This window comes from Altibacter lentus, from assembly GCF_000746845.1.
In the GTDB taxonomy this organism is placed as follows: domain Bacteria; phylum Bacteroidota; class Bacteroidia; order Flavobacteriales; family Flavobacteriaceae; genus Altibacter; species Altibacter lentus.
Window position 1 is genome coordinate 939,449 of record NZ_KN050846.1, and the last position, 22,949, is coordinate 962,397.

Here is a 22,949-nt window from a genome sequence, read left to right on the forward strand (position 1 = left end):
AGATATAAGTAGGTTACTTGATGATTCACAAAGCTATCAAAATTAGCGTGGGAAACAAATTTTTAATGATCGTAAAAACAATTTTAACACACTGCTAATCATATTCTTTCAAAAAGTTTGAATTTATTGAAACCGAAGTAATCGTAGAAATGAAAAAAAAAAAATGTTACATTAGCGCATTAACAAAAAATCCTATGGAACAACCCAATTCGTTGATCTTAGAAATGCAGAATAAAAATGAAACTGCTTTCTCAAGAATTTATTCGCTTTATTCTGAAGCGATTTATGGTATTATTTACAGCATTGTTCTGGATGAAGATATTGCACAGGAGGTGCTGCAAGATGTATTTGTAAAGGTTTGGGAGAATTCGGCTTCTTACGATATTTCCAAGGGTCGATTCTTCACTTGGCTCTTGAATATTGCGAGAAACGCCTCTATCGATAAAACACGTTCCAAGGCCTTTAAGAACAGTAAGAAAAACCTAAGTACTACAAATTTCGTAGATATTTTGTCTGGAAGTGATAACCTAAACCAAAAGACAAATGCCATTGGAATACAAAAATTCGTGGACGCCCTAAAACCTGCTTGTATAAAGATCATTGATCTGTTATTCTTTAAAGGGTTTACGCAGGCTGATGCTGCGAAAGAACTCGATATTCCATTGGGGACACTAAAAACACGGAATAGAAATTGCATTAAAGATTTAAGAACCATGGTTCTTGGTCAATAAACAACTATGAGCGCAAAAGAAATTATAGATTCGGGTAAATTAGAGCTGTACGTTTGTGGATCCCTTTCTTCGGAAGAGATCACAGAGGTAGAAGAGGCACTAATTACGTACCCGCAACTGCGAGGCGAAGTGGAAACCATTGAAGCTTCATTGATCAATCTCGCTGAAGCGGTAGCACCTACCCTTCCGGCGATGATCTGGACCTATATCCTGAATTCGATTCGCAAGGTGCGATCCATAAAGGACACCGATCGATCTTCTACCAATTGGGCTGCGATCGCAGGGTGGGCAGCAGCAATTGTGTGTATTGCAGGTATCTTCTGGATGCTTCAGCAAAATACAGCCTTACAGGATGATATACAGTTAACCACGACAGAGAATGAGCAATTGAGAGAACAGCTTACAACAATTGAAGGCGAGTTAACAGAAGCCAATGATATTTTAACCGTGATCCGTTCTAAGGAGTACAACACCATTATATTGCCAGGAAATCAAGCCGTGGCTCCAGCCGCCTACGCCAAGGTATATTATAACAAAACCGATAATATTGCCTATATCGATGCTTCTGGCTTGCCAACACCTCCAGCGGGAACAGTGTACCAAGTATGGTCACTTAAGTTAGACCCGCTAACACCTACAAGCGTGGGATTGCTTAGTGCTGTAACCGCTAGTGAAAAAGGTGTCTACAAATTTGAGAACATCCCCGACCCGGAAGCGTTTGGAATTACGCTGGAACCAGAAGGTGGAAGTGAAACGCCTACGCTGTCACAACTGTATACCTTAGGTGCCGTAGCACCTTAATTACCAAAGTATTTTCTTAGTATATAAAGTAAAAGCGCCCTCTTTTAGAGGGCGCTTCAACTAACAAAAAAACTCTGAAAACCGGTAATACCGGAAGTCAACTACCTATCAAAACTGATAGATGACCAACCTTTCAACTATACTTACGCAAACTTGGCGGTATTGGTTTTCTAATAGTATTATAATTGTCTTACTTTTTCTGTTAAAACAGGGCCTAATTCAAATTGGGCAGTAAGTAATTCTTCTTTTAAAGGTGCTACTTCCTTTTCCATGCCGTTCGCTTTATATACAAGTGCGGTATGATAAGTTGCCATAGGCTCGAATGTTTTACCTACAACATGGTCCCGTACGGTTTGCAGCGCTTCTTTTTCGTTCCCTGCCTTTAGTTGTGCTAAGGCCAGTAAGTGATATGTTTCGGGAGTTGCGCGGTTCTCCACTTCCTGCTTTGCCATTTCCAGGGCTTTTTGTGGGTCTTCTTCGGAATAGATCTCGATAAGATAAGCATTGTACATCGCACCATACTGAGGTTGTGACACAGCAGCGATAAATTTGTTGGTGAATGCTGCTGCTTCGGAAGCATCGTCATTGTATTCAGCCATTTCAGCCTTCAGAAGATAGTAATCGGGTGCCTTATGCTGCACCATGATGGAATCCAGAATACGATTGGCTTCTTCAGTGTTCTTTTCCGAAGCATACGCGATCCAGGCAATTCCTTTTTTTGCATACGCATTGTCGGGCTGAAACTCAAGAGTTTTCAAATACATCGTATAGGCATCTTCAATACGTCCGGCATGTCCATAAAAATCTCCAAGATTTGAATAGGTCCAGATCTTTAGCGGTGTGCTATTACGGGATTCTGCAACATCCTTTGCTTTCTCCATATACTTGATCGCAGCATCGAGATCTCCCTTGAAGTCACTCCATTTTGCCAACCTAATGAGATAATTATAATCCCCGTTGGATTTTATCTTACCCAAATAGGTATCGGCTTTTTGATAATCGCCGGTTTCCATATACACATCAAAGAGCATATATTCGGTATCCTTTTTATTGGAAGGCCCGGAATAATATTGCTCCAGCACCTCTCGTGCTTCTTTAAAGCGATGTTGCGCAATTAGGTTGTGCGCCAAACTACGGGCAAAACCTTCTTTGTCGTTGGCAGAAATTGCCAATCCTTTTCTAATGAGGACTTCTGCATCTTTTAAGTTCTGTACGTTGCCGGTAGCATCAAAAAGTGAGGTGTAAGCACCGGCCAATGGTCCAATCTCCCCTACTCCGGACGTATCTGCCGCGAGCCGTTGGTTCCAAAATTCTTTGGATTCGGTCGCAGATTTAAAAGAGTCGCTGGAAGAATTCTTTAAATAAGTATTATAATCTTCTGCGCTTGTTACAGGCTCTTCAGTTATTTTAGAAGTACAGGATATTCCCAAGCACAGTAATATGGTATAGTATATATATTTCATTTTGAAATAGTTTTAAACAAAGAAAAGAGCAATCGCTTGCCCTTTTCTTCTTATTGGTATTAGGTATTATTGATTTGGAGTTTCCAAATACGGGAACGGTAATGAAAAGTCACGGTCACCTGCATCCACACCATCGCTGGTAAGTTGAGGGGTTCCATTGTTTCCGTCGAAACGCATTCCATCGGCACCTCCAAACATTAAGGTAAGCGAGATATCGATCACATCATCACTCAACGTACGCCCTGTGAGCGCATTGGTACCATCAAAATAGGTAGTCGTTCCGTTGGGTGCTACCTGCAATGCATCTGTTTGTGAAAGAACAAAGGCAAAGGTTGGTGCGTCCAAACCTAATATATTTGTTTCATAGTCAATATCGATTCCTAATGCAGTTCCATATACATCGTGGTATCCTTCTAACTGTGCTTCGAATCCATCGGTAAATGCACTTCGTCCACTTACAATGGTCGTGTTGAAATTATTTTTAATCGTAGCATTAGAACTAAACACGGTATTGATCCCCGGTCGTCCCATTGCATCTTCCTGTACGAAAGTACCTGTAAAAGCAGAGATACAAGGTCCGCATGCCGTTCCTCCACAATCTATACCTTCTTCATCTCCATTCTGTATGCCATCACTACAACTTATTTGTTCAATTACGTTATCATCATCATCGCTACAGCCAACAACAAAAATGGAAGCACAAATAGCTATTAGTAAAAATTTGAATTTATATGTTTTCATATTTATATCTTTTAAAATGGTTATTTAATTATTGCTTTCTTTTTGTAGTTACCCAAACGTTATAGGCGTTTGGCAGTGCTCCCGGAGGAAATAATCCCGCGGCAACAGCTACGTGTGTAGGTGCAGTTCCCAATAAAGAATTAGGCACTTCTACTACAATCGCCAGGACGTTCAAATTATCAAAGAAGTCATCTGCCTGTCCCGGTGGTAAAAATCCTTCGGGTGCTACAGATCCTGACGCAACCATATTAAATCGGTTAAAATCGAAGAAGAATGCATCTCTACGCGGACCAGCAAAGAAGGTCATTCCATTGTTGGTTGCAGTTTGCACATCGGCAGATGTAGATATCTTTACAGCTGTAGGTGCTACAGATGTTTCCACAATACTCGAAAGACCTGTTTGCGTTGGTCCTACCGGGCCAAAAAAGTACATAGAATCGCCTCTTTTTATTGCCTGTATTACAAGGTCTTCAACAAAATCACCTGTACGGTCAATATTGAATTCCACTAATACATCTTCATCGAACTGAGCGTTATTAGTGACTGTTCCGGGCTCTAAGGGTCCTTGTAAGGTTGCGATAAGCACCGTATTGTTAGGATTATCCCCTTCAAATGCATAAAAATCTGCAATGTCACTTGTAGTCCCTGCAACAGCCGGAGCGTCGATGTGATCTGCAGCAATTAAAAATACTGCAAGCACCGCTAAGCCAAAGCCTCCTATGGCTGCTAAAAGTTTCGTTTTTTTCATAATTTAAGTTCTTTTAATTAATTATTTTTACTTGTTCATAGTTATTTACGTCTAAAGTACAGTGTTGGTTTTGCACCCACAGTTAATCTTTTGTTAATGTAATCTACGAATCACCCAATCCTTTGTTAAGTGCCGTCATTTAATACTAATTTAAGATAATCCTTTTTATTTATTGTGAATCCTTCTGCGACCGACTGGATACCAAAACTATTAAACGGCTTTAGGCCTGAGGATCTCCTTGGCTCAAATAAGAACGAAGTTGATTTCTACTCAGATTTGAAATCGGTGGGGTTTATCTTTGGGGTTTCAGTCTCCTCATTGCTGGGAAAGAATGTAAGTAGTTTACAACTTACCAAAGAAGAATACACCAAGGTCAATTTATTCCATGCATTATTGACTACTTACTGTTATTTTAACAATACGAACAACTTCAGTGAAGCCGTACCAAAGATCATTACGTTTTACCAACAATTGGAAAAAGGAAAGACCGGCTTCTTTAAAAAGTTGACATTGTCCCAAACTCCCACCCAGGAACTGGAACATATCTTGTCCGCAAGGCTTCAAGAGACCAATACCTCCCTAAAAAAGAATAACACCTCTATTCTTACTTACGCCTTACTCTATGCCGATGTATTAGCATTCATGCGATGGCTGGATACTCCCAGAGCCATAAAAAATTACGCTAAGCTGCTGGAAACCTTAGTGATAAGCTGTTGTTTTTTAGCACTGAAGGCCAAAAGGAAACAAACAAAATACGACCGACTTCTTATTGAACTGTTCGAATCTTCTTCGGAATATCTTATCGAGACAGCATCGGGAACACAGGTGATCACCCTGCAAAACCTTTCCAGATTGAAAAAACTGAACCTTCTGGAAAAAAAGTATCTGTTGGATATTTGCACGATCGCCGTATGGGATGATCACCAGATGGACTTGGCAGAGTTTAAATTTCTACAAGACCTTATCGCTTTTATGCAACTTTCGGAAGATGAACTCACCAAAAGTCTGAAGGAGCTAAGTCTATTTTCTGAAGCTTACGGAAGTAAGATAAAACTTTTTGAGTATTCCAATCCGGTACGTCTCTTCTACAAACAATCTGCCGCCACTGTTAAATTACTGATCCTTCGGAACAAGAAGCGCTTACAACAAGAGCTGGAGGAAAGTGGCGAGCTTCTGGTCTTGCTTTCACAATCTACGGTACGGGATCTTTCCGAAGAAGAAAGACACAAAGTCAAGGAGCAGTTACTAGATGTGTGCAAAACCATCCCTTCGCTTACTATCTTTTTGCTGCCCGGCGGCACGGTGCTCCTTCCGTTGTTGGTGAAATTCATTCCGAAGCTTTTACCCTCTTCCTTCAATGAGAACAGGATCGACCCAAAAAAGAAATAATCGCTTTCTTTCTTTTATTCCAGCCACACTTTAAAATCCTTAACCCGCTCACGGGCTACAATCACATCTTGGGCCTTAAAGCTGTTCAGTTTAAGTTGCAAACGAGAATTGGTGTAAGAGATAATGTCGCGAATGGCTTTAATGTTGACATAGAACTTTCGGCTAATTCGAAAAAAAGTCTGTGGCTCCAACTCGGCTTCCAGTTGTTCTAAGGTAGTATCCAACAGGTAATCCCGGCCATCGACCGTATGGGCGTAGGTTCCTTTGTTTTCAGAATAGAAACATTCGATCTCGTCCACGGGGATCATCTTGATATGCTGCCCGATTCGCGTGGTAAATCGTTTCTTGTACTCACGTTCTACCGGATTGACGAGTAATTTCTTAATATCCTCGAAATCTAACTGAACCTTCTTTGCGGGTGCTTTCAGATTTTTATATTTTTTTACTGCCGTCTCAAGTTCATGAGCGTCTATGGGTTTCAGCAAATAATCAATACTATTCAATTTAAAGGCTTGCAAGGCGTATTCATCAAAAGCGGTGGTGAAGATAATAGCACTTTCCACAGTCACGGTCTCAAAGATCTCGAAGGAAAGTCCGTCACTTAGCTGAATGTCTAAAAAAATAAGATCGGGGTGCGGATTGTTCGAAAACCATTCTATGGCTTCTGCAACACTGTGAAGCATTTGTTCGGCTTTGACATCTAAAGTGGTCAACATTCGCTGTAAGCGACGTGCCGAAGGTTTTTCATCTTCTATAATGAGTACGTTCATACTATTAATGTATTGAGAATTTTCGTGTCTTTCTTTTCAATGAGGGTGTATCTATTTGAGGTTTCCGGAATAACATTTTTTTTAACTACGCCTAATCCCACGTTTTTGTTTTATTCATTTCTTCTTCGTCCTTTTCCATATACTCTCGTATCTTTCGTTCTTCCCAGTTCTTAAAAAAGCGGAACCTATCCTGAAAGACATACAAACCGTGAAATGTTAAACCAATACCCCAGAAAAACGGAGTGGTGAACATGGACCAGCGAGGAACCTCAAATCCTAAGGTACCATTTTGAAATACTAGCAGCTGTAATCCCAGCAAAACGAGATTGATCACAATATACACGGTAAGGTGCGAGTAAAAGCCTTTTAGTTCTTTGACTTTCTTTTGTGCTTTTTTATATTGTTCATTTTCAAAAGGTTCCATAATAAGAGTCAATTTAGTCGTGTCGATTATAGGTTTCTTCTTCTTTTTTTAGTAGTTCATTTATTTTACGTGCCTCCCACTTTTTGAGAAAATTTAGTTTAAACACAAAGACTGAAATTGCGTGAAAGAGCAATCCTAATCCCCAGAAGAGGGTAATGCCGTACGTATTCCAGTCCAGCCAAGAGATAAATGCTGCGTCCTGGTCCGAAAACAACGTTGGGGCCCATTCTATCCTAAAGAACAGCAGTCCGGCATTTACCAGTAAGTACAAGAACAGATGGGAATAGAATCCTTTAATAGCCTGTACTTTACTCTTTGCTCTATGGTATTTATTGGAGGGTGTATTCATGTCATTGTTTGTTACTGCCACCGATTCCCGGAGCTATTTTCTGAATCCTTTTCCATATACTCCTTGATCTTTCTTTCTTCCCATTCCTTATTCATATAAGGCATCCATCGAAAGGCCTTAACGGCCTGGATCACGATACCAATCCCCCAACCGAAGGCTGCCCATAGAAACCAGGGATATCTTAGTTCGTTGGTGTAATAGTTAAGCGCTGCTAGAAATCCTATAAACACAACGTACAACATCAAACTGGTATAGAATTTTTTAATATCGGCTACCCGCTCTTTCGCACGGATGTATTTATTTTGCTTTTCGAGATCGTTCATATTCAAAGGTCTTTAAATTTATCATCATCCATTAGTTTCTTGATTTTCTTCTCTTCCCAATCCTTCCCCAGAAACGGATTGTAATGGAACACTTCCATAGCATGGCCCATGACCCCAAATCCCCAACCCACGATGGGGAAAATTGCCCAAGGGAATCCTGTGGAGCGAAAATTGAGCCAGACGAACACCGGGATCATTAGTAAGTATATGGTGAGATGTACATAGAAGCTTTTTAGTTCTTCTACCTGCTTTTTAGCGCGTTCGTATTTTTTTTCTGAAATATAGGTCTCTTGTGTTTTCATGATATTTGTTTCTTTAGTAAGCATTGGTATGGCAATGCTGAATTCTTTTTGGTCCTCCCGAATCGTTACCGGTCTATCGGTGAGTAAATAGTAGCGTTGTCGAATGTTACGCAGCCCCACACCACTACTTTCTTTTACAACTTGTTTGGGCTGCACATTGTTCTTGACCACCAAATTGCCATCTTCCTCATATATGGTGATAAATAATTTTCGCTCCGGTGTAACCTGATTGTGTTTTACGGCATTCTCTAACAACAATTGAAGCGCCAACGGTACGACCTTTGCATCGGTATTTGTGATACTGTCAGAAACCGTAAATACGATACTATCTTCGAACCTCATTTCTAACAACGACATGTAGAGCTGAGCGAATTTTAATTCTTCGGCTACGGTAACCAGTTCTTTGTTCTTTTGTTCTAGGACGTATCGGTATACCTTGGATAAAGAGGTGGTAAACCGGGTCGCTGCTTCCGGATTTTCTTCAATAAGACTGGTAAGAACGTTTAAGCTGTTAAAAAGGAAATGAGGATCCAGTTGATTCTTCAGCGCATCGAACTTTGCAGAAGCAGTACCGGCAATGATCTTTTGTTCCTTAACCTTCTTTTCCTGAGAATACTTGTAATAATAGAATGCGTAAAAAATGGAGGTCACTACGGCCGAGATAATAAACGACACATAATAATATTGTACACTCTCTCCTGCGATGAATTCGGTGAGAGTGTCACCGGCGATCATTACTTCCGTAATAAATCGAAGGAAGAATAAACTAAGGATCGTTACTGCAATGGCTCCCAGAATCCCCTTAGATAAATTATACACTTTAAAAAGCTCATTCTTATAGCGCTTTAACAAATAGATAATCAACAAGGCATTGGCCATATAGAGCACTACCGAGTAGAGTTGGTTGTACCCGAACATGATAAGCAATTGCTTGCCATTATCGATACGTTCCCCATTGAAGTAACGAATGATCCCGATTACAATAAAGATCAACGTTCCTACAAAAAAGGCTTTACCAAGCTCTTTAAGAATTCTGTTCATAGTTTGTTAGTTACAAGTGGAAGCTACTACTTTTTCGGCATACTCTTTTCCTCCCTGCGGATGAAATTCTCCTTCGGGAGTAAACGAATCGAACAATGTAACGGCTCGTTTCAATTCCTCACAATACCCGTCGATAGGCTGACCAAAATAGCGTGCCGTTCCCATATCCCATTCGGTTTTTCCGAGTACTACCCTCGGGTTTTCGGGAGCTAATTTCATTGCCTTTTGATAGATCTCGGCAACTTTTCCAGCATACTGCATCCCGTATTTTTGTCCGTCGAACACCACCCAGGCCGTATACCACTGTGCTTCCAATACCAATACTTCGGGGTTATTGGGTGATAAGGCCTTAGCACTGTTTAAAAATTCCTGTGCTTTGTTTAATTGTGCATTGAGCTTTTCAGGGTCCTTTTCAGAAAAACTATTAATAATGTTGATCTGCGCAATATAAAAGGCCGGTAACCAATTGTCCGGTTCTGCATTGGCGATGCGTTCAAACAGATTGGCGGCTTCCCACGGCTTGTCACCTTGCCACAGATCAAAGGCCTTGCGCATACCTTGCTCATATTGGGTCTGACTGATCCCTGAAACTGAGATTAGTAAAAAACTGAAGATTATTAGATTTCTCATTGGTTGCTGTGTTTTGATGTGGAGGAAGATCGTTCCGCCAACTAAAATTAATACTCTTATTAAGAATGACCTTATATGACCTGTATTTTTTCATTTTTAAGGAAGCCACAGTCATTCATGCTGGTCGCTTTCCTATAATTTTATTTCCAGTTTACGCACCACACCGTCCTTCACTTCAAACGCGGCATCTTTCCATTTTGGCGGGCCAAATCTGGAGGGAGCATTGTTCGAGGTCCCGTAGGATTCGGTTGGGATCATACCCATGAACATGTTCAAACTGCCGTTATTGTCCTCATCGTGATAGCAAGAGATCGCATAGATACCGTCGGGGATTTCAGAAAAAATTACTTGCGCCCTTTCTTCGGAAATGTTGGTCGACAGCGCTTTGTAAGGGCATTCCAGGAAGGTGTCTTCAGCATTGTAAAGACCTACTTTTACTATTCCCGCGTTACTGTCGAAATGGGTCATGGTTACTTCAATGGTGTTTTGACCGTGAAGGATCATTGTGGTGATAAGAAAGCTTAGATACGTAATTACTGTTTGCATGATGTGTATTGATTTAAAAGTGATGGTTCAAAGATGCGATGGTCAAGACTTTTATAAAAAAGAGAATAACTCAACTGTAGGATCTTGGGGATGAATTGTAGACATCGCAACCTTTGATTTTGTCAAATGCTACAGATTATCCAGCTGGTTATCGCTGCCGTCCTCGCTTATCGTCCAAAAGAAGCCAATAAAAAAGAACTGATCTGCCGCCGGAGTCAGTGCTCTGCGATCGAACACTCCATTTGCATTAGGGGTACTCGCGTATTGGTATCCGTTCACGTTGTTGAACGCAAAAACATTGTTCACCGAAAAATAGAGGATCTGTTGCTGGGAGATCAAATAAGCCCAATTGAAACTTGTGCTGTGAAAATCGCGTGTTTTTTTCTGAAGGAATCCCGGTTCGTTAGGATCTGTAAAAGAGCGGCCACTGCCAAACTGATGACTAAACCCAACCTGACTTCTCCATGCATCGATCCAGTATTTCCCAACAACCGAAACATTGTGCGTATTTGCAAAAGAAGGCGTTGCGGCTACAGGAAAATTTTGATATGTACGCTCTGTATCCAGCAATGAATAGCTCACCCAATAGTCAACATTTTTGATACTCTTATTATCTCTCCAAAAAATATCAATGCCTTGTGCAAAGCCATCTCCGTCATTCGTAAAATTGCTGTCGGGTTGCGTAAAGTCGGTATCATAAGTTATTAAACTGCTGTATTGCTTTCTGTAGGCTTCGGCCCTAAAAATGCGGTTGTCCGCAGTATATTGATAATTGAGAATGTAGTGTTGTGTTTTCCTGGCTTCCAGATTGGTTTCGAATTTCAATACATCACTATTGGGTTGCTGAAAGAAATCTCCGTAGGCCAACGACAGCTGACTGTTCTTTCCTGTTTTATAGGCTACTGAAAATCGTGGCGAGACGGTTACGTCATCGAACAAGGCACTGTACTCTCCTCTTAGCCCCAGTTTTACTGCAAACTTTCGAGAAAAGATAAGATCCCATTCCGTAAATAACGCAGCGATGTTATTCTGAAAGCCATAGCTTTCAGCAAAAGCAGGGTCTTTAAAATCCTCTTTGAAATCGGTCAAGAACTGCTCAGCTCCAAAGCTAAGCTTGACCCTGTTACTAAACCGTTTCCGAAGCTTTACCTTTATATGTGCGGAGCTTTCGGTATCCTTGATATCGCTATCCACGATACCAAGTTTTGTGGTGGCATACGTAAAACTGCCGCCGCCAAATAGCTTCCAATTGAGGCCAAGGTCAGCACTGTAACTTGCATTGGTGTAAAAATTCTTGTTATTGAGCTTGAAATCGAGACCTTCAGGAAGGTCAATATCTTCCTGTGTAAGTTCGAAATCGGTGCCGTCGAAGGCTGCATACAATTTAAAGAGACCATTTTTAAGTTTATGCCGAAAGACTGTCTCACCGGCATACCCTTCAAAAGGCTTCTGCCAATCATTCCGGTCGGGAAAAGCGGCAATATAAGGTGCCAGATTGATATAGGTTGCATTTACGCTAAGGGAGCTCTTTTCCCATTTCTGGGTGTTGCCCAGTCCACCTCCTACGGTCATTAAGGAGATCTCGGTCTTTTCTTGGTCCGGCTCATCGATGGTATTTAAAAGCAACACCGATGACAATGCTTGTCCGTATTCGGCAGAATAGCCTCCTGTTGAAAATGTGATCCCGTCGAACAAAAACGGACTGTACCGACCGCGTGTAGGGATATTGTTGGTGGTAGGTGTATATGGCGTAAATACCCGGATCCCATCGATAAAGATCTGTGTCTCTCCGGCATCCCCTCCCCTTACGAACAGTCGGCCGTCCTCTGCTACGGTGGTCGTACCGGGAAGTGTTTGCAGGGCACCTACAAAGTCGCCCAAGGCACTGGCCGTAGTAACTACATCCAAAGGCTTAAGCACCGAAACCTTGCTGTTATCGCTGGCCTCCAATGTCCCTGCCGAAATTGTGACAGTATCCAGTGAATTAACATCTTCCCGCAGTTTTATGGTTAGATCTTGCAGTTGAGATACATCGGCTGCCATGGTAAAGGTTTCGAAAGAAAGAAAAGACACCACCAGAACCTGTACCCCTGTGGCGGTAGTTTCAAACGAAAAACCCCCTTGTTCGGTTGTGGAAGCCCCGTCGTACGTTCCTTCTAAATATACGTTCGCCCCCAGAATGGGCATTCCGTTGGCTTCGGTTACAGTTCCTGAAACGATGGTTTGGCCAAGCGCCAAGATGGGAAGAAAACCCATGATTAGAAAGAGAAGAATAGTGTACGGTACATTTAACGAAGGATGCTGCATGATATCGATTGGTTGATTATTGAGATCAAAATTGCATAATGAGGCAACAATTTCAGAAAAAAAACAACTCAACTGTAGGATAAGCAGTACGAACTGTAAAATGAATTATAACATTTCTTTAAAAATTGTGACTGTGAAAAAGGGTATCTTCGAAAGATAAAACAACATTCATGACCGATTCAGAAAAAATAGACAGATACATCGAAACGCATGAAAAATGGACCGACAAATTAGAAGAACTTCGTGAAATTTTTCAGCAAACTGAACTAAAGGAAACGGTTAAATGGGGATCCCCCACATACACATTGAACGGGAAATTAGTAGCAGGCATGGCGGCCTTTAAAAATCATTACGCCATTTGGTTTCACCAAGGGGTCTTCCTTAAAGACACCCATCAAAAATTGGTCAATGCACAGGAAGGTGTAACCAAGGCTTTGCGACAGTGGCGGTTTGAAGCCGGTGATACAATCGAGCGTCATATCGTCCTGCAATACCTTCAGGAAGCCATTAAAAATTGTATTGAGGGGATAGAAGTGAAAATAAAACGCAAAAAAGGGGTCATCCTACCGCCACTGCTTAAAGAGGCTTTGAAACACAATAATGAACTAAAGGAGGCCTTCCACGCATTAACCCCGGGAAAACAGCGCGAATACGCCGCTTATATTGGTGATGCCAAACAGCAAAAAACAAAAGAGAGCAGACTTGAGAAGATCGAACCCATGATTCTAAAGGGTGTGGGATTGCATGATAAATACAAAAACTGCTAAGAGTTGAAAGCACCGCGATTTAAACGATATACCTCCCGACAGCTTTGGTTCTATACCCGGCGTGCCTTTTGGATCCTCGTCGCTTGGGTATTGATCTCCAATGCGCTGTTCTTTTATGAGTATTTTACGCTCATCAGCAATGGGGTACTAAGCTCAAGTTTCGACTTCCAGCAAGCTTTTACGGCCAACTTGATCGTTGGGATCTCTGCAGGAATTATTGGAGGGATCGTTACAGTGAATCTCATGGAGCGCTGGCTTCGAAAACATGCTTTTTGGAAAGCACTTCTCTATATTGTGATCGCTTATGTCATTGCGGCACTCATGGTAAGTACCATTGGCGCACTCTATTTTTACAGTGAAGATGCGGGACTCCCCTTCTACCATCCCGATGTGATCTATGAGGTACAATTGTTCTTTGGGACCTGGCTCTTCATCAAGAACTTCATTGTTTGGCTTGTGATCGTGATCGTAACACTTATTGTATTGATCGTTAACGACAAATACGGTCCCGGTGTTTTTCCCGATTACCTCATGGGACGTTATTTTATGCCGAAGAGTGAGCGAAGGATCTTCATGTTTGCCGACATACGTAATGCCACCGGTATCGCCGAAGAACTTGGTGAAGAAAAGTATTTCAATTTTCTGAAGGATTTCTTTCGAGATATTGCCCCTGCCATCGTACAAACCCGCGGGGAGGTCTATCAATATGTAGGTGACGAAGTGGTGGTATCATGGAAAATGAAATGGGGATTAAAAAATGCCAATGCCTTACAATGCTACTATAGTATGAAACGCATCATTGCCTATAAACAATCGCGCTATATAAAAAAATACGGCTTCGCTCCGGAGTTCAAAGCCGGCTATCATTTTGGCCCCGTTATGGTAGGTGAAATAGGACAAATAAAGCGAGAGATCGCTTTTTCGGGGGATGTGCTCAACACCACCGCTCGTATTGTCTCCTTATGCAATGAACTTGGTGTCGACATCCTCGCTTCTAAAGAGTTTGCCAACATAGCGTATAAAACGCCCAAAGGAATTGAAAAACAGGAAGTAGGTAAAGAAAAATTGCGCGGAAAAGCAGAAGAAATGGAACTCGTCACCTACTCTGGGAATGATCTTTGATAAATACTTTTAAATCTTAATACCTATTATTATGAAAACCGATACGTATACAAAAGTTATCCTTACCGTAATAGCGATCTGTCTTACCCTTAATGTTATGAAAGAACTGGACATTGTTCCTGTTGCGTATGCTTCGGAAGGGTCTTCAATACCGGAAGCAAAGACGAAATATCAATTGGTTCCCATTTCAGAAAACAATACTATGGATGTACGCATCGTAGATATCAACACCTACGATGAATTGAATGTGAACTTAAAAGGTGTGGATACGTATGAAGAAGTAAAAGTGAACATAAAAAGCATCGACACCAGCGACGAACTGGACGTCAATATTGATGAAGTTGGCGGCGGATGGATCTCCAATGGCGGGCCCTTACGTGTTAAAGTAGAGTAGGTATTGACTGTAAAGAAACCGTGTCAAGAACTATTTTTATCTATAAAGATTTCTTGAATGGCCTAATGATAAGTCGGGCGGCACGATCGTAATTGATATAATTATAGGTCCAGTTGAAAAAGGTCACAACCCTGTTCCTAAATCCGGCCAAGAACCACAAATGCACGAACATCCACAGGAACCAGGCGAAAGCTCCTGCAAAATGCCATTTCTTTAGATCGACTACAGCTTTATTACGACCTATGGTGGCCATGGTACCCTTATCGTAATACGAAAAAGGCTTTAACTCCTTTTGTTCGAACATACGCTTCAAATTCTTGCCTAGATGTTTCCCTTGCTGGATGGCCGGTTGTGCTACTTGCGGGTGACCTTTGGGAAAATCCTCTGTTTCCATGAGTGCCACATCACCCAAAGCATAGATCCCTTCGAACCCTGCTACCCTGTTAAATCGGTCTACTTTGTAGCGGTTGGTTTTTTGAATTAGTGCTTCCCCGTCGATTCCCGCTATAGGTGCTCCTGTAACTCCGGCGGCCCAAATAAAAGTGGCTGTTTTAAAAGTTTTTCCATCTTTAGTGGTCACCGTGGTGCCGTCAAAGTCTTCCACCATAGTATTCAAGTGGACCTCAACTCCCAGCTTCTCGAGGAAGCGTTGTGCTTTTTTAGAAGATTTTTCGCTCATAGGTGGCAGGACACGATCAAAACCCTCTAATAAGTGAACCCCCATATCTTCTTCCGCCAGTTCGGGGTAGTCATTCTCAAGGATCCCTTTTCTGAATTCAGCCAGCGCACCGGCTAGTTCCACTCCGGTTGGCCCGGCACCGGCTATCACGAAATTGAGATATCGCTTTCGTGCTTCGGGATCATCGGTAATATCGGCGGCTTCAATATTCTGAAGCATCAAACTGCGAATATTCAATGCCTGCGGTACCGTCTTCATGGGCATACTGTGTGTTTCAATGTTCTTGTTTCCGAAGAAATTGGTACGCGTTCCCGTGGCGATAACAAGATAATCGTAGGCCAGACTGCCAATGGATGTTTCTACCTCTTTTTGTTGGGGATGAATTTGAACTACTTCCGCCAATCGGAAATGAAAATCCTCTAAATTTCTAAAGATCTTCCGAAGCGGGTATGCAATGGAATCCGGCTCTAGTCCGGCAGTTGAAACTTGATACAGCAACGGCTGGAACGTATGGTAGTTATGACGGTCGAAAAGGACGATCTGGGCGGGAACCTTCTTTAGCTGTTTTAATAAGGCAATACCGGCAAATCCACCCCCAATCACTACAATTCGGGGGTGTTTCGTTTCGGGAATATTCATAAGATGCTTCTTCTTCCATAAAGGTACTATTTGTCTCGTGAAGCGCCTATAATTCCTATAATTTTTATGATTTTTGTAACAAAGAAGTGAGCAACCACACTAATTGATTAACTAACAAAAAACCATTGACAAAAGAGCTTGAACATAGTTTTGTAACCCAGCTGGAAGAAAATCAAAACATTGTCCACAAGATATGTCGTTTGTACACGAATGACAGCGATTCGCATAACGACCTATTTCAGGAAATAACTATTCAATTATGGAAGGCGTTTCCTAAGTTTCGGGGCGATTCGAAGTTTAGTACCTGGATGTATCGGGTGGCACTGAATACTGCGATCACATTGTACCGAAAATCAAAACGGTCCATAAAAACGCAGGATTTTGAAGCCGTGAGTTTTAAGATCACAGCCGAAGCCTACGATAATACCGTAGAAGAGCAGTTAAAATTAATGTACAGCGCAGTGAAGGACCTAAATGATATTGACAAAGCACTTGTGTTCCTTTATCTGGAAGATAAGAATTATAGAGAGATCTCAGAAACACTGGGAATTTCAGAAGTCAATGCCCGAGTGAAGATGAACCGTATTAAAGAGAAATTAAGAACTATTTTAAATCCGTAACCCCCAATGGATGAGTTAGAATTATTAAAGAAGCAGTGGCAGACCAGGGAGCAGGAGTTTCCTAAATTGTCGTATCAAGACATCTATAAGATGTTACTCAAAAAGTCTTCTTCCATCGTAAAATGGATCTTCCTAATAAGTATAGGAGAGATCGTACTATGGACCGTCTTGGCATTTCTAGTTCCGGAGTCAAGCAGAGAGATCAATAATGGCATTGGTCTTAAGATCACTTTCATGATCATCAACATCTTCCATTATGCCGTGTTTGTGGTGTTCATCCTTCTGTTTTATAAGAACTACCGCACGATTCGGGTGACGGATTCCATCAAAGAATTAATGGGGAACATCCTTAAAACCCGAAGAACAGTAAAATACTTCGTGATCTATAATGTTGGTGTTTCGGTATTACTTTTTATTGGGGTAAATATGTTTTACTACACTAAAAAAGATCAACTGTACGAATTAATGACCAGTACGTACGAGGGTTACAGCGCCATTCCACCCGAAAGTTTTACCTCGGTATTCTTTTTAAGTCAATTAATAGGCGGGGTTATTATAATTGGACTGCTACTCCTTTTCTATCGATTGATCTACGGAATCTTACTACGCCGACTTAAACGTAACTACAATGAACTGGAAAAAATGGAGATCTAAGAGGATCTCCATTTCTTTAATAGAAATATGTCTTAGGAGTAGATTGGAAGGGTACAATAAAGTTAAATTAATAACGCCACTGTCGTTCTTTGTTCAATTCTTCTTCGGTCTTTAATTCATCTGCCGGGATCACCTTTAGAAAGGAAGGATGTTGTTCGATAGCATATTCCAGTTTCTCAACGATTTGGTCCATGGTCTCATTCTCATAATCAATATCTAAGGGTTTTTTGATCTCCATGGATTGAAGGATCCCTTTTTTTCGAACCCGGATTCCTTTTTTATCAAATGAACGCCTAAATCCGTCGATCACAATAGGGACTACAATGGGTTTGTTCTGTTTTATGATATGAGCCGTCCCTCGCCGAATGGGTTTCCATGGTTTGGTGGTTCCCTGAGGGAAAGTGATTACCCATCCGTCGTTCAAGGCTTTGGAGATATTGCTTACGTCACTCATCTTTACCTGCTTGTTCACCTCCTTGCCTTTTTCACGCCAGGTACGTTCAATACTCACAGAACCGGCATACGCAAGAATTTTTGGCAGTAATCCCGACTGCATGGTTTCTTTGGCCGCAACAAAGTAGATGTTGAGCTTCGGGTTCCACAGATACCCAATATTTTTGATGTTATCTTCCCTCCCGCTCAAAGCAGCATTAAAGACATGGAACATCGCCACTACATCGGCAAAATAGGTTTGATGGTTAGACACGAAGAGAACGTTCTTATCGGGTAAGGCTTTAATGATCTCACTACCGTCGATCTCTAACGTATTGAATCCTTTAAATCGTCTATGGGTAAGCGCACCCAGTATCCTTATGAGCCAGCGCTTCAGAAATAATATATGTCCAAATGGATTTCTTTTAAAAAGCCCCATGTGTTTGATTTCAATTTTCTTTATTACAAACTTCAGTTCTAAAAAAACCGAAACACAAAGATACTAAAAATACCCCGTTACAGTACTTGTCTCAGCAATTCCCGTACTTCGCTCAGCATCATGGCAGTGGCGCCCCAGACCACATGACCGTTCAGTAAAAAGGCCGGAACTTCTATATCTGTGGCATACGAAGTGGTAAGTGTTTTGGTCACCAGAATACTGTCGTCCATAAAATGCAGTAATGGAACTTCTATTAGCGCCTCAACCTCATCTTCCTGCGGCACGAAAGAGGGTGTTTCGGCTGTGATTCCTAAATACGGCTGTACAAAGAAATTGCTTGGCGGAATGTAGATCTCTGTTAGTTCCTTAAGCACCGCAATACGGTTGGACGGTACACCTACCTCTTCTTCGGTTTCCCGCAATGCGGCATGCTGCAAGGAAGCATCACCAGATTCCATTTTACCGCCCGGAAAACCCACTTGAGCAGAATGTACTCCTTTATACGTTTTTCTTAGAATCAGGATCAAATGTGTTTCGTAGGCTTGCGACGGATAGAACAACGCCATAACGCCTGCCTTACGAGGTTTGGTCTGCTGTCTGGCGATGGCTTTCAATTCCAGCAAACGCTCGATAGGAGCCATTTTTAGCTGAATGGATTCTCCGGGAAGATCCATTTTTGTTACTTTTACAATCCGTTTTTCAAATTCTTGAAAGTGCATTATGAAAAAGTTACTCGTGTTAGGAATTGTTTGTGTGGGGTTATTACAAGGTTGTGAAGATAAGAAAAACACTTCCGAAGAAAAAACCGAAACGACCGTAAAAACACCGCTGGACACGATCGCTTCGGAAACTGAAAAAACAGATACCACTGCTGTTTCTGAAGCAACTTCCTACCCCAAGATCACTCAGGAGAACGTCGTTTCTTTCCTTACTCAGTACGGGACCGAAAATCCTGAAACGAAGGTTCGTATTACCACAAATCACGGCACTATAGACATCCGGCTTTATGAGGATACGCCCATGCATCGGGCAAACTTTGTGTATTTAGCAAAACAGAATTATTTTAACAACACCTTTTTTCATCGCGTGGTCAAGAATTTTATCATCCAAGGCGGTAATAGCGATAATGTGAGTACGCCCCGCAAAAGAAATGCGATAGGAAGTGACTATCTGCTGCCGGCAGAGATCGTACCGGGAAGGAAACATACCTATGGAACGGTAAGCGGAGCGAAGGAATACCGGGAGAACCCCGATAAGCAGTCCGCTCCTTTCGAATTCTTTATTTTTCTTGGCCCCCGGAGCGCTACCGGACACCTTAATGGCAATTATACCATCTTTGGCCGCGTCACCAATGGAATGGACGTAGTTGAAAAGATCGCCAACCTTCCTGCAGACGATGGTGACTGGCCGCTTCAAAATGTATATATACAGGATGTTAGTGTTGAGTAAGTTCCTTCTTCGTATAAATACTGGGCAATGATAGCTTAAAATACACCGCCAGCAACCGAATGGTGATCACCACAGAACCCGACAGAATCACGACCCAATTCTCACTAAGGGAAGTTTTCAGCAATATAAAATACGTCACCCCACCCAAAATACAGGCCGTGGCATAGATCTCCTTTCTGAAAATAATCGGGATCTCATTACATAAGATATCCCGGATCACCCCTCCAAAACAAGCCGACATCGTCCCCAGGGCGATACAGATAAGCGGCGGGAGATCGGCAGCAAGGCCCTTCTCCACACCCACAATGGTATACAAAGCGATCCCAATGGTATCGAACAAAAAGAGAGACCTTCTAATATACCCCAACCAACGTCTAAAGATCACCGCAAACACAGCCGCGCCAAGTATCACATATACGAAGGTGAGGTTACGCATCCAGGTTATGGGGAAATCGATCAACACATCCCGTAAGGTTCCGCCTCCTACGGCGGTGACAAAAGCGATGATGAGAATGCCAAAAGGATCCATTCGCTTCTTTAAGGCAGTCAAGACGCCGGAAATGGAAAAGGAAATCGTTCCTAAGATGTCGATGATGAAGAATAAACTCACATGTTCTGGGTATAATAGTTATAATCCTTGATCACTCTGTCAATAAAAGCGACAGGTTCTTCGTCTGTGGTTACTTCCATCACCGAAGCTACCTTATCGGATAGTTTGAGTATCACTTCTTTATTTCCATTAAATCTTGCTTTCAAAAGAACATTCTTAATGGTCTGTATTTCGGTATCGGTGAAGACAGTTACCTGCGGGTATTTTGGGGTGTAATCATCCGGAAGGTCCATGAGCAAAGTTTCCGAAAAATGAACCGTTTTCTTTTCGGTGATGACGGTTGTGGTAGCGGCGATATCTCCCAGTCGTTGTCCCTTACCATTTAGGAGGATGGTAACGGTTGCTACGGCTCCACTGGAAATACTTACATCAATGAGTCGCAGCAGCCAACGAATAAAATAATTAGAGAATGCCGGCTTGGAACCATCCAGTTTGACCACCCGTATCTTCATGGCGGCTTTCCCCGGACTTCGCCCGTTCCAGAAGGTTTCCCACAACAGATGATATAAGAATATAGGGAGCCCCAGAGACATAAAAAGTAAAAAGATAGCATCGTCGTCCACATACGAGATGGCATCCAGGACAATAAGCACTCCAATGACGTAAATTACAATCAGAACCGAATCGATAAGGTAGGCAAGAATACGCTCTCCCACCCCCGCTACATTCTGCGAAATGTTTACATTTTGAGCGGTTTCTATTTGAAAATTATCCATTAAATCTGTTTCTTTGAGGCAAACCAATTGTGAGATCATGCGCGAAGCTGCCTTTGCGAAACAAAATAAAGATAAATGGTTAAGATTTGAAAGTGTTCTTCGGAATAATGTTCAAATTCATCCCGACGAATTAAGTGCGCTTTATCTTGAAATTACCGACCATTTAAGTTATGCTCAAACCTTTTATCCTAAAAGCAATACACTTCGATACCTCAACGGCTTATCTGTATTGGCGCATCAAAAGATCTATAAAACCAAACGGGAATCCAGATCGCGTTTTATCACGTTCTACACCCGGGAATTCCCCTTGTTCTTTTCACGCTATCACAAACAACTGCTTATTGCATTTATAACCTTTCTGCTTTTTTCAGTGATTGGAGCATATTCGGCTGCGACCGATGGAAATTTCGTTCGGTTGATCCTTGGGGACGCTTATGTGAACATGACCCTTAACAATATTGAGAAAGGCGACGCTATGGCGGTCTACAAAGAGATGAATGAGCTCAATATGTTTTTGGGTATTACCATCAATAATATACGGGTGGCACTTTTGGCTTTCAGCTTTGGGATCTTTTTGAGCCTGGGTACCTTGTTCATTTTAATGCGCAATGCCATCATGCTGGGGTCGTTTCAGTATTTCTTCTACGACCAAGGACTGCTATGGGAATCGGCTCGTACTATCTGGATCCATGGGACCATTGAGATATCAGTTATCATTATTGCCGGTTGTGCAGGGCTGGTACTGGGAAACAGTATTTTATTTCCGGGAACCTATACCAGAAGACAGTCTTTTGTTCGTGGTGCCAAGGATGGCATCAAGATCCTGTTGAGCACGATCCCGTTCTTTATCATCGCCGGATTTTTGGAAGGATTTGTGACACGTCACACCGAAATGCCCGACTGGCTGGCAATTTTGATCATTGGCAGCTCTTTATTCCTTATTTTGTTCTATTATGTATACTACCCCATAAAACTTAAAAGAGACCATGAAAGATCACGTGCAGTTTAAGCAGCAACGAGAATTAGGCGACATCCTAAGCGATACCTTCAAGTTTTTACGAGGAAACGGAAAGCAACTCTTCGGTCTTATTTTTAGGATCGCGGGGCCTGCCCTGGTGATACTCGTACTCGCTTATGTTTATTATATGCAAACTGTTTTTGGAGGCATGGGAATGGGAGGCTTAGGAATGGGAACTTCCATAGAAAATTTCACAGGAAGTTTTATGGTCTCGTTATTCGTTCTTATGATCTCAGGGATGGCATATTATGCGCTCCTTTACGGCACCGTATTACACAGCATAAAGTCCTATATAAAAAACGATGGAACGATCATCAAAGAAGAAGTAACAGCCGGTGTACGGCAGCATTTTTGGAGTCTGCTGGGATTGAGCATCCTGGGAGGCTTGATGATCGCAATTGGCGTTGTGCTTTGTATCGCCCCCGGCATCTATCTTGCGGTGGTTCTATCGATTACATTTTCCATACATGTTTTCGACAAAAAGGACGTAACAGATAGTATTGGTTATAGCTTCCAGCTTATTAAAGGAGAGTGGTGGATCACATTTGCCACCTTACTGGTACTTATGATCCTGTACTATATCGTTATTATGATCTTTCAAATTCCGCAATACATTTATTTTTTCATCAAGGGATTTGCGATCGCCGAAACAGTTTCGGCAGATCCGCGTGAGATGTTCGATTGGATCTATATGGCTTTGAGTTCTATTGGCATCATTGCTCAATATTTACTGCAGGCGATCATCGTGATCGCTACGGCGCTTATCTATTACAATTTAAATGAGAAGAAACACTTCACAGGAACCATGGAAACTATCGAATCTTTAGGGGACCGCGAGGTATAGA

At 41.9% G+C, this 22,949-nt stretch carries 27 protein-coding genes; 11 read left to right on the top strand and 16 right to left on the bottom strand.

From position 1 onward, the window contains the following. The first annotated feature begins 194 nt into the window (after nt 1–194). Together JS40_RS04465 and JS40_RS04470 are read left to right on the top strand one after the other, a co-directional pair. Nucleotides 195–731, top strand: a complete 537-nt coding sequence (locus JS40_RS04465; RefSeq protein WP_034262076.1) for an RNA polymerase sigma factor — start codon at nt 195–197, stop codon at nt 729–731. Between the two features lie 6 nt (nt 732–737). Further along, nucleotides 738–1,532, top strand: a complete 795-nt coding sequence (locus JS40_RS04470; RefSeq protein WP_034258690.1) for an anti-sigma factor — start codon at nt 738–740, stop codon at nt 1,530–1,532. 179 nt (nt 1,533–1,711) lie between these two features. Here JS40_RS04470 and JS40_RS04475 read toward each other — a convergent pair whose 3' ends face one another. From JS40_RS04475 to JS40_RS04485, 3 genes are all read right to left on the bottom strand, one after another. Next, a complete protein-coding gene (locus JS40_RS04475; RefSeq protein ID WP_034258692.1) occupies nt 1,712–2,995 on the bottom strand; it encodes a tetratricopeptide repeat protein in 1,284 nt (427 codons plus the stop codon). Nucleotides 2,996–3,061: 66 nt separating this feature from the next. Beyond that, nucleotides 3,062–3,736 (bottom strand): DUF4331 family protein, encoded by a 675-nt coding sequence (locus JS40_RS04480; protein WP_034258695.1) that lies wholly within the window; start codon nt 3,734–3,736, stop codon nt 3,062–3,064. Nucleotides 3,737–3,764: 28 nt separating this feature from the next. Then, entirely contained in the window at nt 3,765–4,484 is a 720-nt protein-coding gene (locus JS40_RS04485; protein WP_034258697.1) for a DUF4331 family protein, read from the bottom strand. A 174-nt stretch (nt 4,485–4,658) separates the two neighbouring features. Between JS40_RS04485 and JS40_RS04490 the strand changes: the two genes are divergently transcribed. Continuing rightward, a complete protein-coding gene (locus JS40_RS04490) occupies nt 4,659–5,873 on the top strand; it encodes an LETM1-related biofilm-associated protein (protein ID WP_034258699.1) in 1,215 nt (404 codons plus the stop codon). 14 nt (nt 5,874–5,887) lie between these two features. On the opposite strand, the gene JS40_RS04495 is transcribed toward JS40_RS04490, so the two are convergent. From JS40_RS04495 to JS40_RS04530, 8 genes are all read right to left on the bottom strand, one after another. Then, a complete protein-coding gene (locus JS40_RS04495; RefSeq protein WP_034258700.1) occupies nt 5,888–6,643 on the bottom strand; it encodes a LytR/AlgR family response regulator transcription factor in 756 nt (251 codons plus the stop codon). Between the two features lie 91 nt (nt 6,644–6,734). Next, on the bottom strand, nt 6,735–7,067 hold the full coding sequence (locus tag JS40_RS04500) for a 2TM domain-containing protein (protein WP_034258702.1): 333 nt from the start codon (nt 7,065–7,067) through the stop codon (nt 6,735–6,737). Nucleotides 7,068–7,080: 13 nt separating this feature from the next. Beyond that, nucleotides 7,081–7,416, bottom strand: a complete 336-nt coding sequence (locus tag JS40_RS04505) for a 2TM domain-containing protein (RefSeq protein WP_034258703.1) — start codon at nt 7,414–7,416, stop codon at nt 7,081–7,083. A gap of 11 nt (nt 7,417–7,427) precedes the next feature. After that, nucleotides 7,428–7,739, bottom strand: coding sequence for a 2TM domain-containing protein (locus JS40_RS04510; protein WP_034258706.1), 312 nt, complete (start codon nt 7,737–7,739; stop codon nt 7,428–7,430). Between the two features lie 2 nt (nt 7,740–7,741). Next, a complete protein-coding gene (locus tag JS40_RS04515; RefSeq protein WP_034258708.1) occupies nt 7,742–9,082 on the bottom strand; it encodes a 2TM domain-containing protein in 1,341 nt (446 codons plus the stop codon). 6 nt (nt 9,083–9,088) lie between these two features. Continuing rightward, nucleotides 9,089–9,712, bottom strand: coding sequence for a tetratricopeptide repeat protein (locus tag JS40_RS04520; RefSeq protein ID WP_034258711.1), 624 nt, complete (start codon nt 9,710–9,712; stop codon nt 9,089–9,091). A gap of 132 nt (nt 9,713–9,844) precedes the next feature. Beyond that, nucleotides 9,845–10,258, bottom strand: a complete 414-nt coding sequence (locus JS40_RS04525) for a DUF2141 domain-containing protein (RefSeq protein WP_034258714.1) — start codon at nt 10,256–10,258, stop codon at nt 9,845–9,847. A gap of 129 nt (nt 10,259–10,387) precedes the next feature. Further along, nucleotides 10,388–12,565 carry a TonB-dependent receptor gene (locus tag JS40_RS04530; RefSeq protein WP_084677432.1) on the bottom strand — a complete coding sequence of 726 codons (2,178 nt, stop codon included), beginning with the start codon at nt 12,563–12,565 and terminating at the stop codon, nt 10,388–10,390. Nucleotides 12,566–12,735: 170 nt separating this feature from the next. On the opposite strand from JS40_RS04530, the gene JS40_RS04535 reads away from it, so the two are divergent. Genes JS40_RS04535 through JS40_RS04545 form a run of 3 tightly spaced genes read left to right on the top strand, consistent with a single transcriptional unit; the run spans nt 12,736 to nt 14,848 of the window. Then, nucleotides 12,736–13,332 carry a YdeI/OmpD-associated family protein gene (locus JS40_RS04535; RefSeq protein ID WP_034258717.1) on the top strand — a complete coding sequence of 199 codons (597 nt, stop codon included), beginning with the start codon at nt 12,736–12,738 and terminating at the stop codon, nt 13,330–13,332. A gap of 3 nt (nt 13,333–13,335) precedes the next feature. Beyond that, nucleotides 13,336–14,454 (top strand): adenylate/guanylate cyclase domain-containing protein, encoded by a 1,119-nt coding sequence (locus tag JS40_RS04540; RefSeq protein ID WP_152558135.1) that lies wholly within the window; start codon nt 13,336–13,338, stop codon nt 14,452–14,454. 31 nt (nt 14,455–14,485) lie between these two features. Next, a complete protein-coding gene (locus JS40_RS04545; protein ID WP_034258720.1) occupies nt 14,486–14,848 on the top strand; it encodes a hypothetical protein in 363 nt (120 codons plus the stop codon). A gap of 40 nt (nt 14,849–14,888) precedes the next feature. Here JS40_RS04545 and JS40_RS04550 read toward each other — a convergent pair whose 3' ends face one another. Beyond that, complete coding sequence (locus JS40_RS04550; RefSeq protein WP_034258722.1) at nt 14,889–16,166, bottom strand: NAD(P)/FAD-dependent oxidoreductase; 1,278 nt, start codon at nt 16,164–16,166, stop codon at nt 14,889–14,891. A 125-nt stretch (nt 16,167–16,291) separates the two neighbouring features. Between JS40_RS04550 and JS40_RS04555 the strand changes: the two genes are divergently transcribed. Both JS40_RS04555 and JS40_RS04560 read left to right on the top strand, forming a co-directional pair. Continuing rightward, nucleotides 16,292–16,786, top strand: coding sequence for an RNA polymerase sigma factor (locus JS40_RS04555; RefSeq protein ID WP_034258725.1), 495 nt, complete (start codon nt 16,292–16,294; stop codon nt 16,784–16,786). Between the two features lie 6 nt (nt 16,787–16,792). Beyond that, entirely contained in the window at nt 16,793–17,440 is a 648-nt protein-coding gene (locus JS40_RS04560; RefSeq protein WP_034258727.1) for a hypothetical protein, read from the top strand. A 67-nt stretch (nt 17,441–17,507) separates the two neighbouring features. Here JS40_RS04560 and JS40_RS04565 read toward each other — a convergent pair whose 3' ends face one another. Continuing rightward, on the bottom strand, nt 17,508–18,311 hold the full coding sequence (locus JS40_RS04565; protein WP_034258729.1) for a lysophospholipid acyltransferase family protein: 804 nt from the start codon (nt 18,309–18,311) through the stop codon (nt 17,508–17,510). Between the two features lie 77 nt (nt 18,312–18,388). Then, nucleotides 18,389–19,030: an NUDIX hydrolase gene (locus tag JS40_RS04570; protein WP_034258731.1), complete on the bottom strand. Its 642-nt coding sequence runs from the start codon at nt 19,028–19,030 to the stop codon at nt 18,389–18,391. 1 nt (nt 19,031) lies between these two features. On the opposite strand from JS40_RS04570, the gene JS40_RS04575 reads away from it, so the two are divergent. Then, nucleotides 19,032–19,760 (top strand): peptidylprolyl isomerase, encoded by a 729-nt coding sequence (locus JS40_RS04575; protein ID WP_034258732.1) that lies wholly within the window; start codon nt 19,032–19,034, stop codon nt 19,758–19,760. On the opposite strand, the gene JS40_RS04580 is transcribed toward JS40_RS04575, so the two are convergent. Together JS40_RS04580 and JS40_RS04585 are read right to left on the bottom strand one after the other, a co-directional pair. After that, nucleotides 19,747–20,370, bottom strand: coding sequence for a trimeric intracellular cation channel family protein (locus JS40_RS04580; protein ID WP_034258734.1), 624 nt, complete (start codon nt 20,368–20,370; stop codon nt 19,747–19,749). The two genes, JS40_RS04575 and JS40_RS04580, sit on opposite strands and share 14 nt — an antisense overlap. After that, nucleotides 20,367–21,086, bottom strand: coding sequence for an RDD family protein (locus JS40_RS04585; RefSeq protein ID WP_034262082.1), 720 nt, complete (start codon nt 21,084–21,086; stop codon nt 20,367–20,369). Before JS40_RS04585 ends, JS40_RS04580 begins: the two co-directional genes overlap by 4 nt. Before the next feature lie 37 nt (nt 21,087–21,123). Between JS40_RS04585 and JS40_RS04590 the strand changes: the two genes are divergently transcribed. After that, nucleotides 21,124–22,095, top strand: coding sequence for a stage II sporulation protein M (locus JS40_RS04590; RefSeq protein WP_034258737.1), 972 nt, complete (start codon nt 21,124–21,126; stop codon nt 22,093–22,095). Then, a complete protein-coding gene (locus tag JS40_RS04595; protein ID WP_034258739.1) occupies nt 22,073–22,948 on the top strand; it encodes a hypothetical protein in 876 nt (291 codons plus the stop codon). Before JS40_RS04590 ends, JS40_RS04595 begins: the two co-directional genes overlap by 23 nt. The last annotated feature ends 1 nt before the right edge of the window (nt 22,949 follow it).

Coding starts and splice junctions, on each gene's coding strand:
- JS40_RS04465 (WP_034262076.1), top strand. CDS start 195: ATGGAACAACCCAATTCGTTGATCTTAGAAATGCAGAATAAAAATGAA.
- JS40_RS04470 (WP_034258690.1), top strand. CDS start 738: ATGAGCGCAAAAGAAATTATAGATTCGGGTAAATTAGAGCTGTACGTT.
- JS40_RS04475 (WP_034258692.1), bottom strand. CDS start 2,995: ATGAAATATATATACTATACCATATTACTGTGCTTGGGAATATCCTGT.
- JS40_RS04480 (WP_034258695.1), bottom strand. CDS start 3,736: ATGAAAACATATAAATTCAAATTTTTACTAATAGCTATTTGTGCTTCC.
- JS40_RS04485 (WP_034258697.1), bottom strand. CDS start 4,484: ATGAAAAAAACGAAACTTTTAGCAGCCATAGGAGGCTTTGGCTTAGCG.
- JS40_RS04495 (WP_034258700.1), bottom strand. CDS start 6,643: ATGAACGTACTCATTATAGAAGATGAAAAACCTTCGGCACGTCGCTTA.
- JS40_RS04500 (WP_034258702.1), bottom strand. CDS start 7,067: ATGGAACCTTTTGAAAATGAACAATATAAAAAAGCACAAAAGAAAGTC.
- JS40_RS04505 (WP_034258703.1), bottom strand. CDS start 7,416: ATGAATACACCCTCCAATAAATACCATAGAGCAAAGAGTAAAGTACAG.
- JS40_RS04510 (WP_034258706.1), bottom strand. CDS start 7,739: ATGAACGATCTCGAAAAGCAAAATAAATACATCCGTGCGAAAGAGCGG.
- JS40_RS04515 (WP_034258708.1), bottom strand. CDS start 9,082: ATGAACAGAATTCTTAAAGAGCTTGGTAAAGCCTTTTTTGTAGGAACG.
- JS40_RS04520 (WP_034258711.1), bottom strand. CDS start 9,712: ATGAGAAATCTAATAATCTTCAGTTTTTTACTAATCTCAGTTTCAGGG.
- JS40_RS04525 (WP_034258714.1), bottom strand. CDS start 10,258: ATGCAAACAGTAATTACGTATCTAAGCTTTCTTATCACCACAATGATC.
- JS40_RS04530 (WP_084677432.1), bottom strand. CDS start 12,565: ATGCAGCATCCTTCGTTAAATGTACCGTACACTATTCTTCTCTTTCTA.
- JS40_RS04535 (WP_034258717.1), top strand. CDS start 12,736: ATGACCGATTCAGAAAAAATAGACAGATACATCGAAACGCATGAAAAA.
- JS40_RS04545 (WP_034258720.1), top strand. CDS start 14,486: ATGAAAACCGATACGTATACAAAAGTTATCCTTACCGTAATAGCGATC.
- JS40_RS04550 (WP_034258722.1), bottom strand. CDS start 16,166: ATGAATATTCCCGAAACGAAACACCCCCGAATTGTAGTGATTGGGGGT.
- JS40_RS04560 (WP_034258727.1), top strand. CDS start 16,793: ATGGATGAGTTAGAATTATTAAAGAAGCAGTGGCAGACCAGGGAGCAG.
- JS40_RS04565 (WP_034258729.1), bottom strand. CDS start 18,311: ATGGGGCTTTTTAAAAGAAATCCATTTGGACATATATTATTTCTGAAG.
- JS40_RS04570 (WP_034258731.1), bottom strand. CDS start 19,030: ATGCACTTTCAAGAATTTGAAAAACGGATTGTAAAAGTAACAAAAATG.
- JS40_RS04575 (WP_034258732.1), top strand. CDS start 19,032: ATGAAAAAGTTACTCGTGTTAGGAATTGTTTGTGTGGGGTTATTACAA.
- JS40_RS04585 (WP_034262082.1), bottom strand. CDS start 21,086: ATGGATAATTTTCAAATAGAAACCGCTCAAAATGTAAACATTTCGCAG.
- JS40_RS04590 (WP_034258737.1), top strand. CDS start 21,124: ATGCGCGAAGCTGCCTTTGCGAAACAAAATAAAGATAAATGGTTAAGA.
- JS40_RS04595 (WP_034258739.1), top strand. CDS start 22,073: ATGAAAGATCACGTGCAGTTTAAGCAGCAACGAGAATTAGGCGACATC.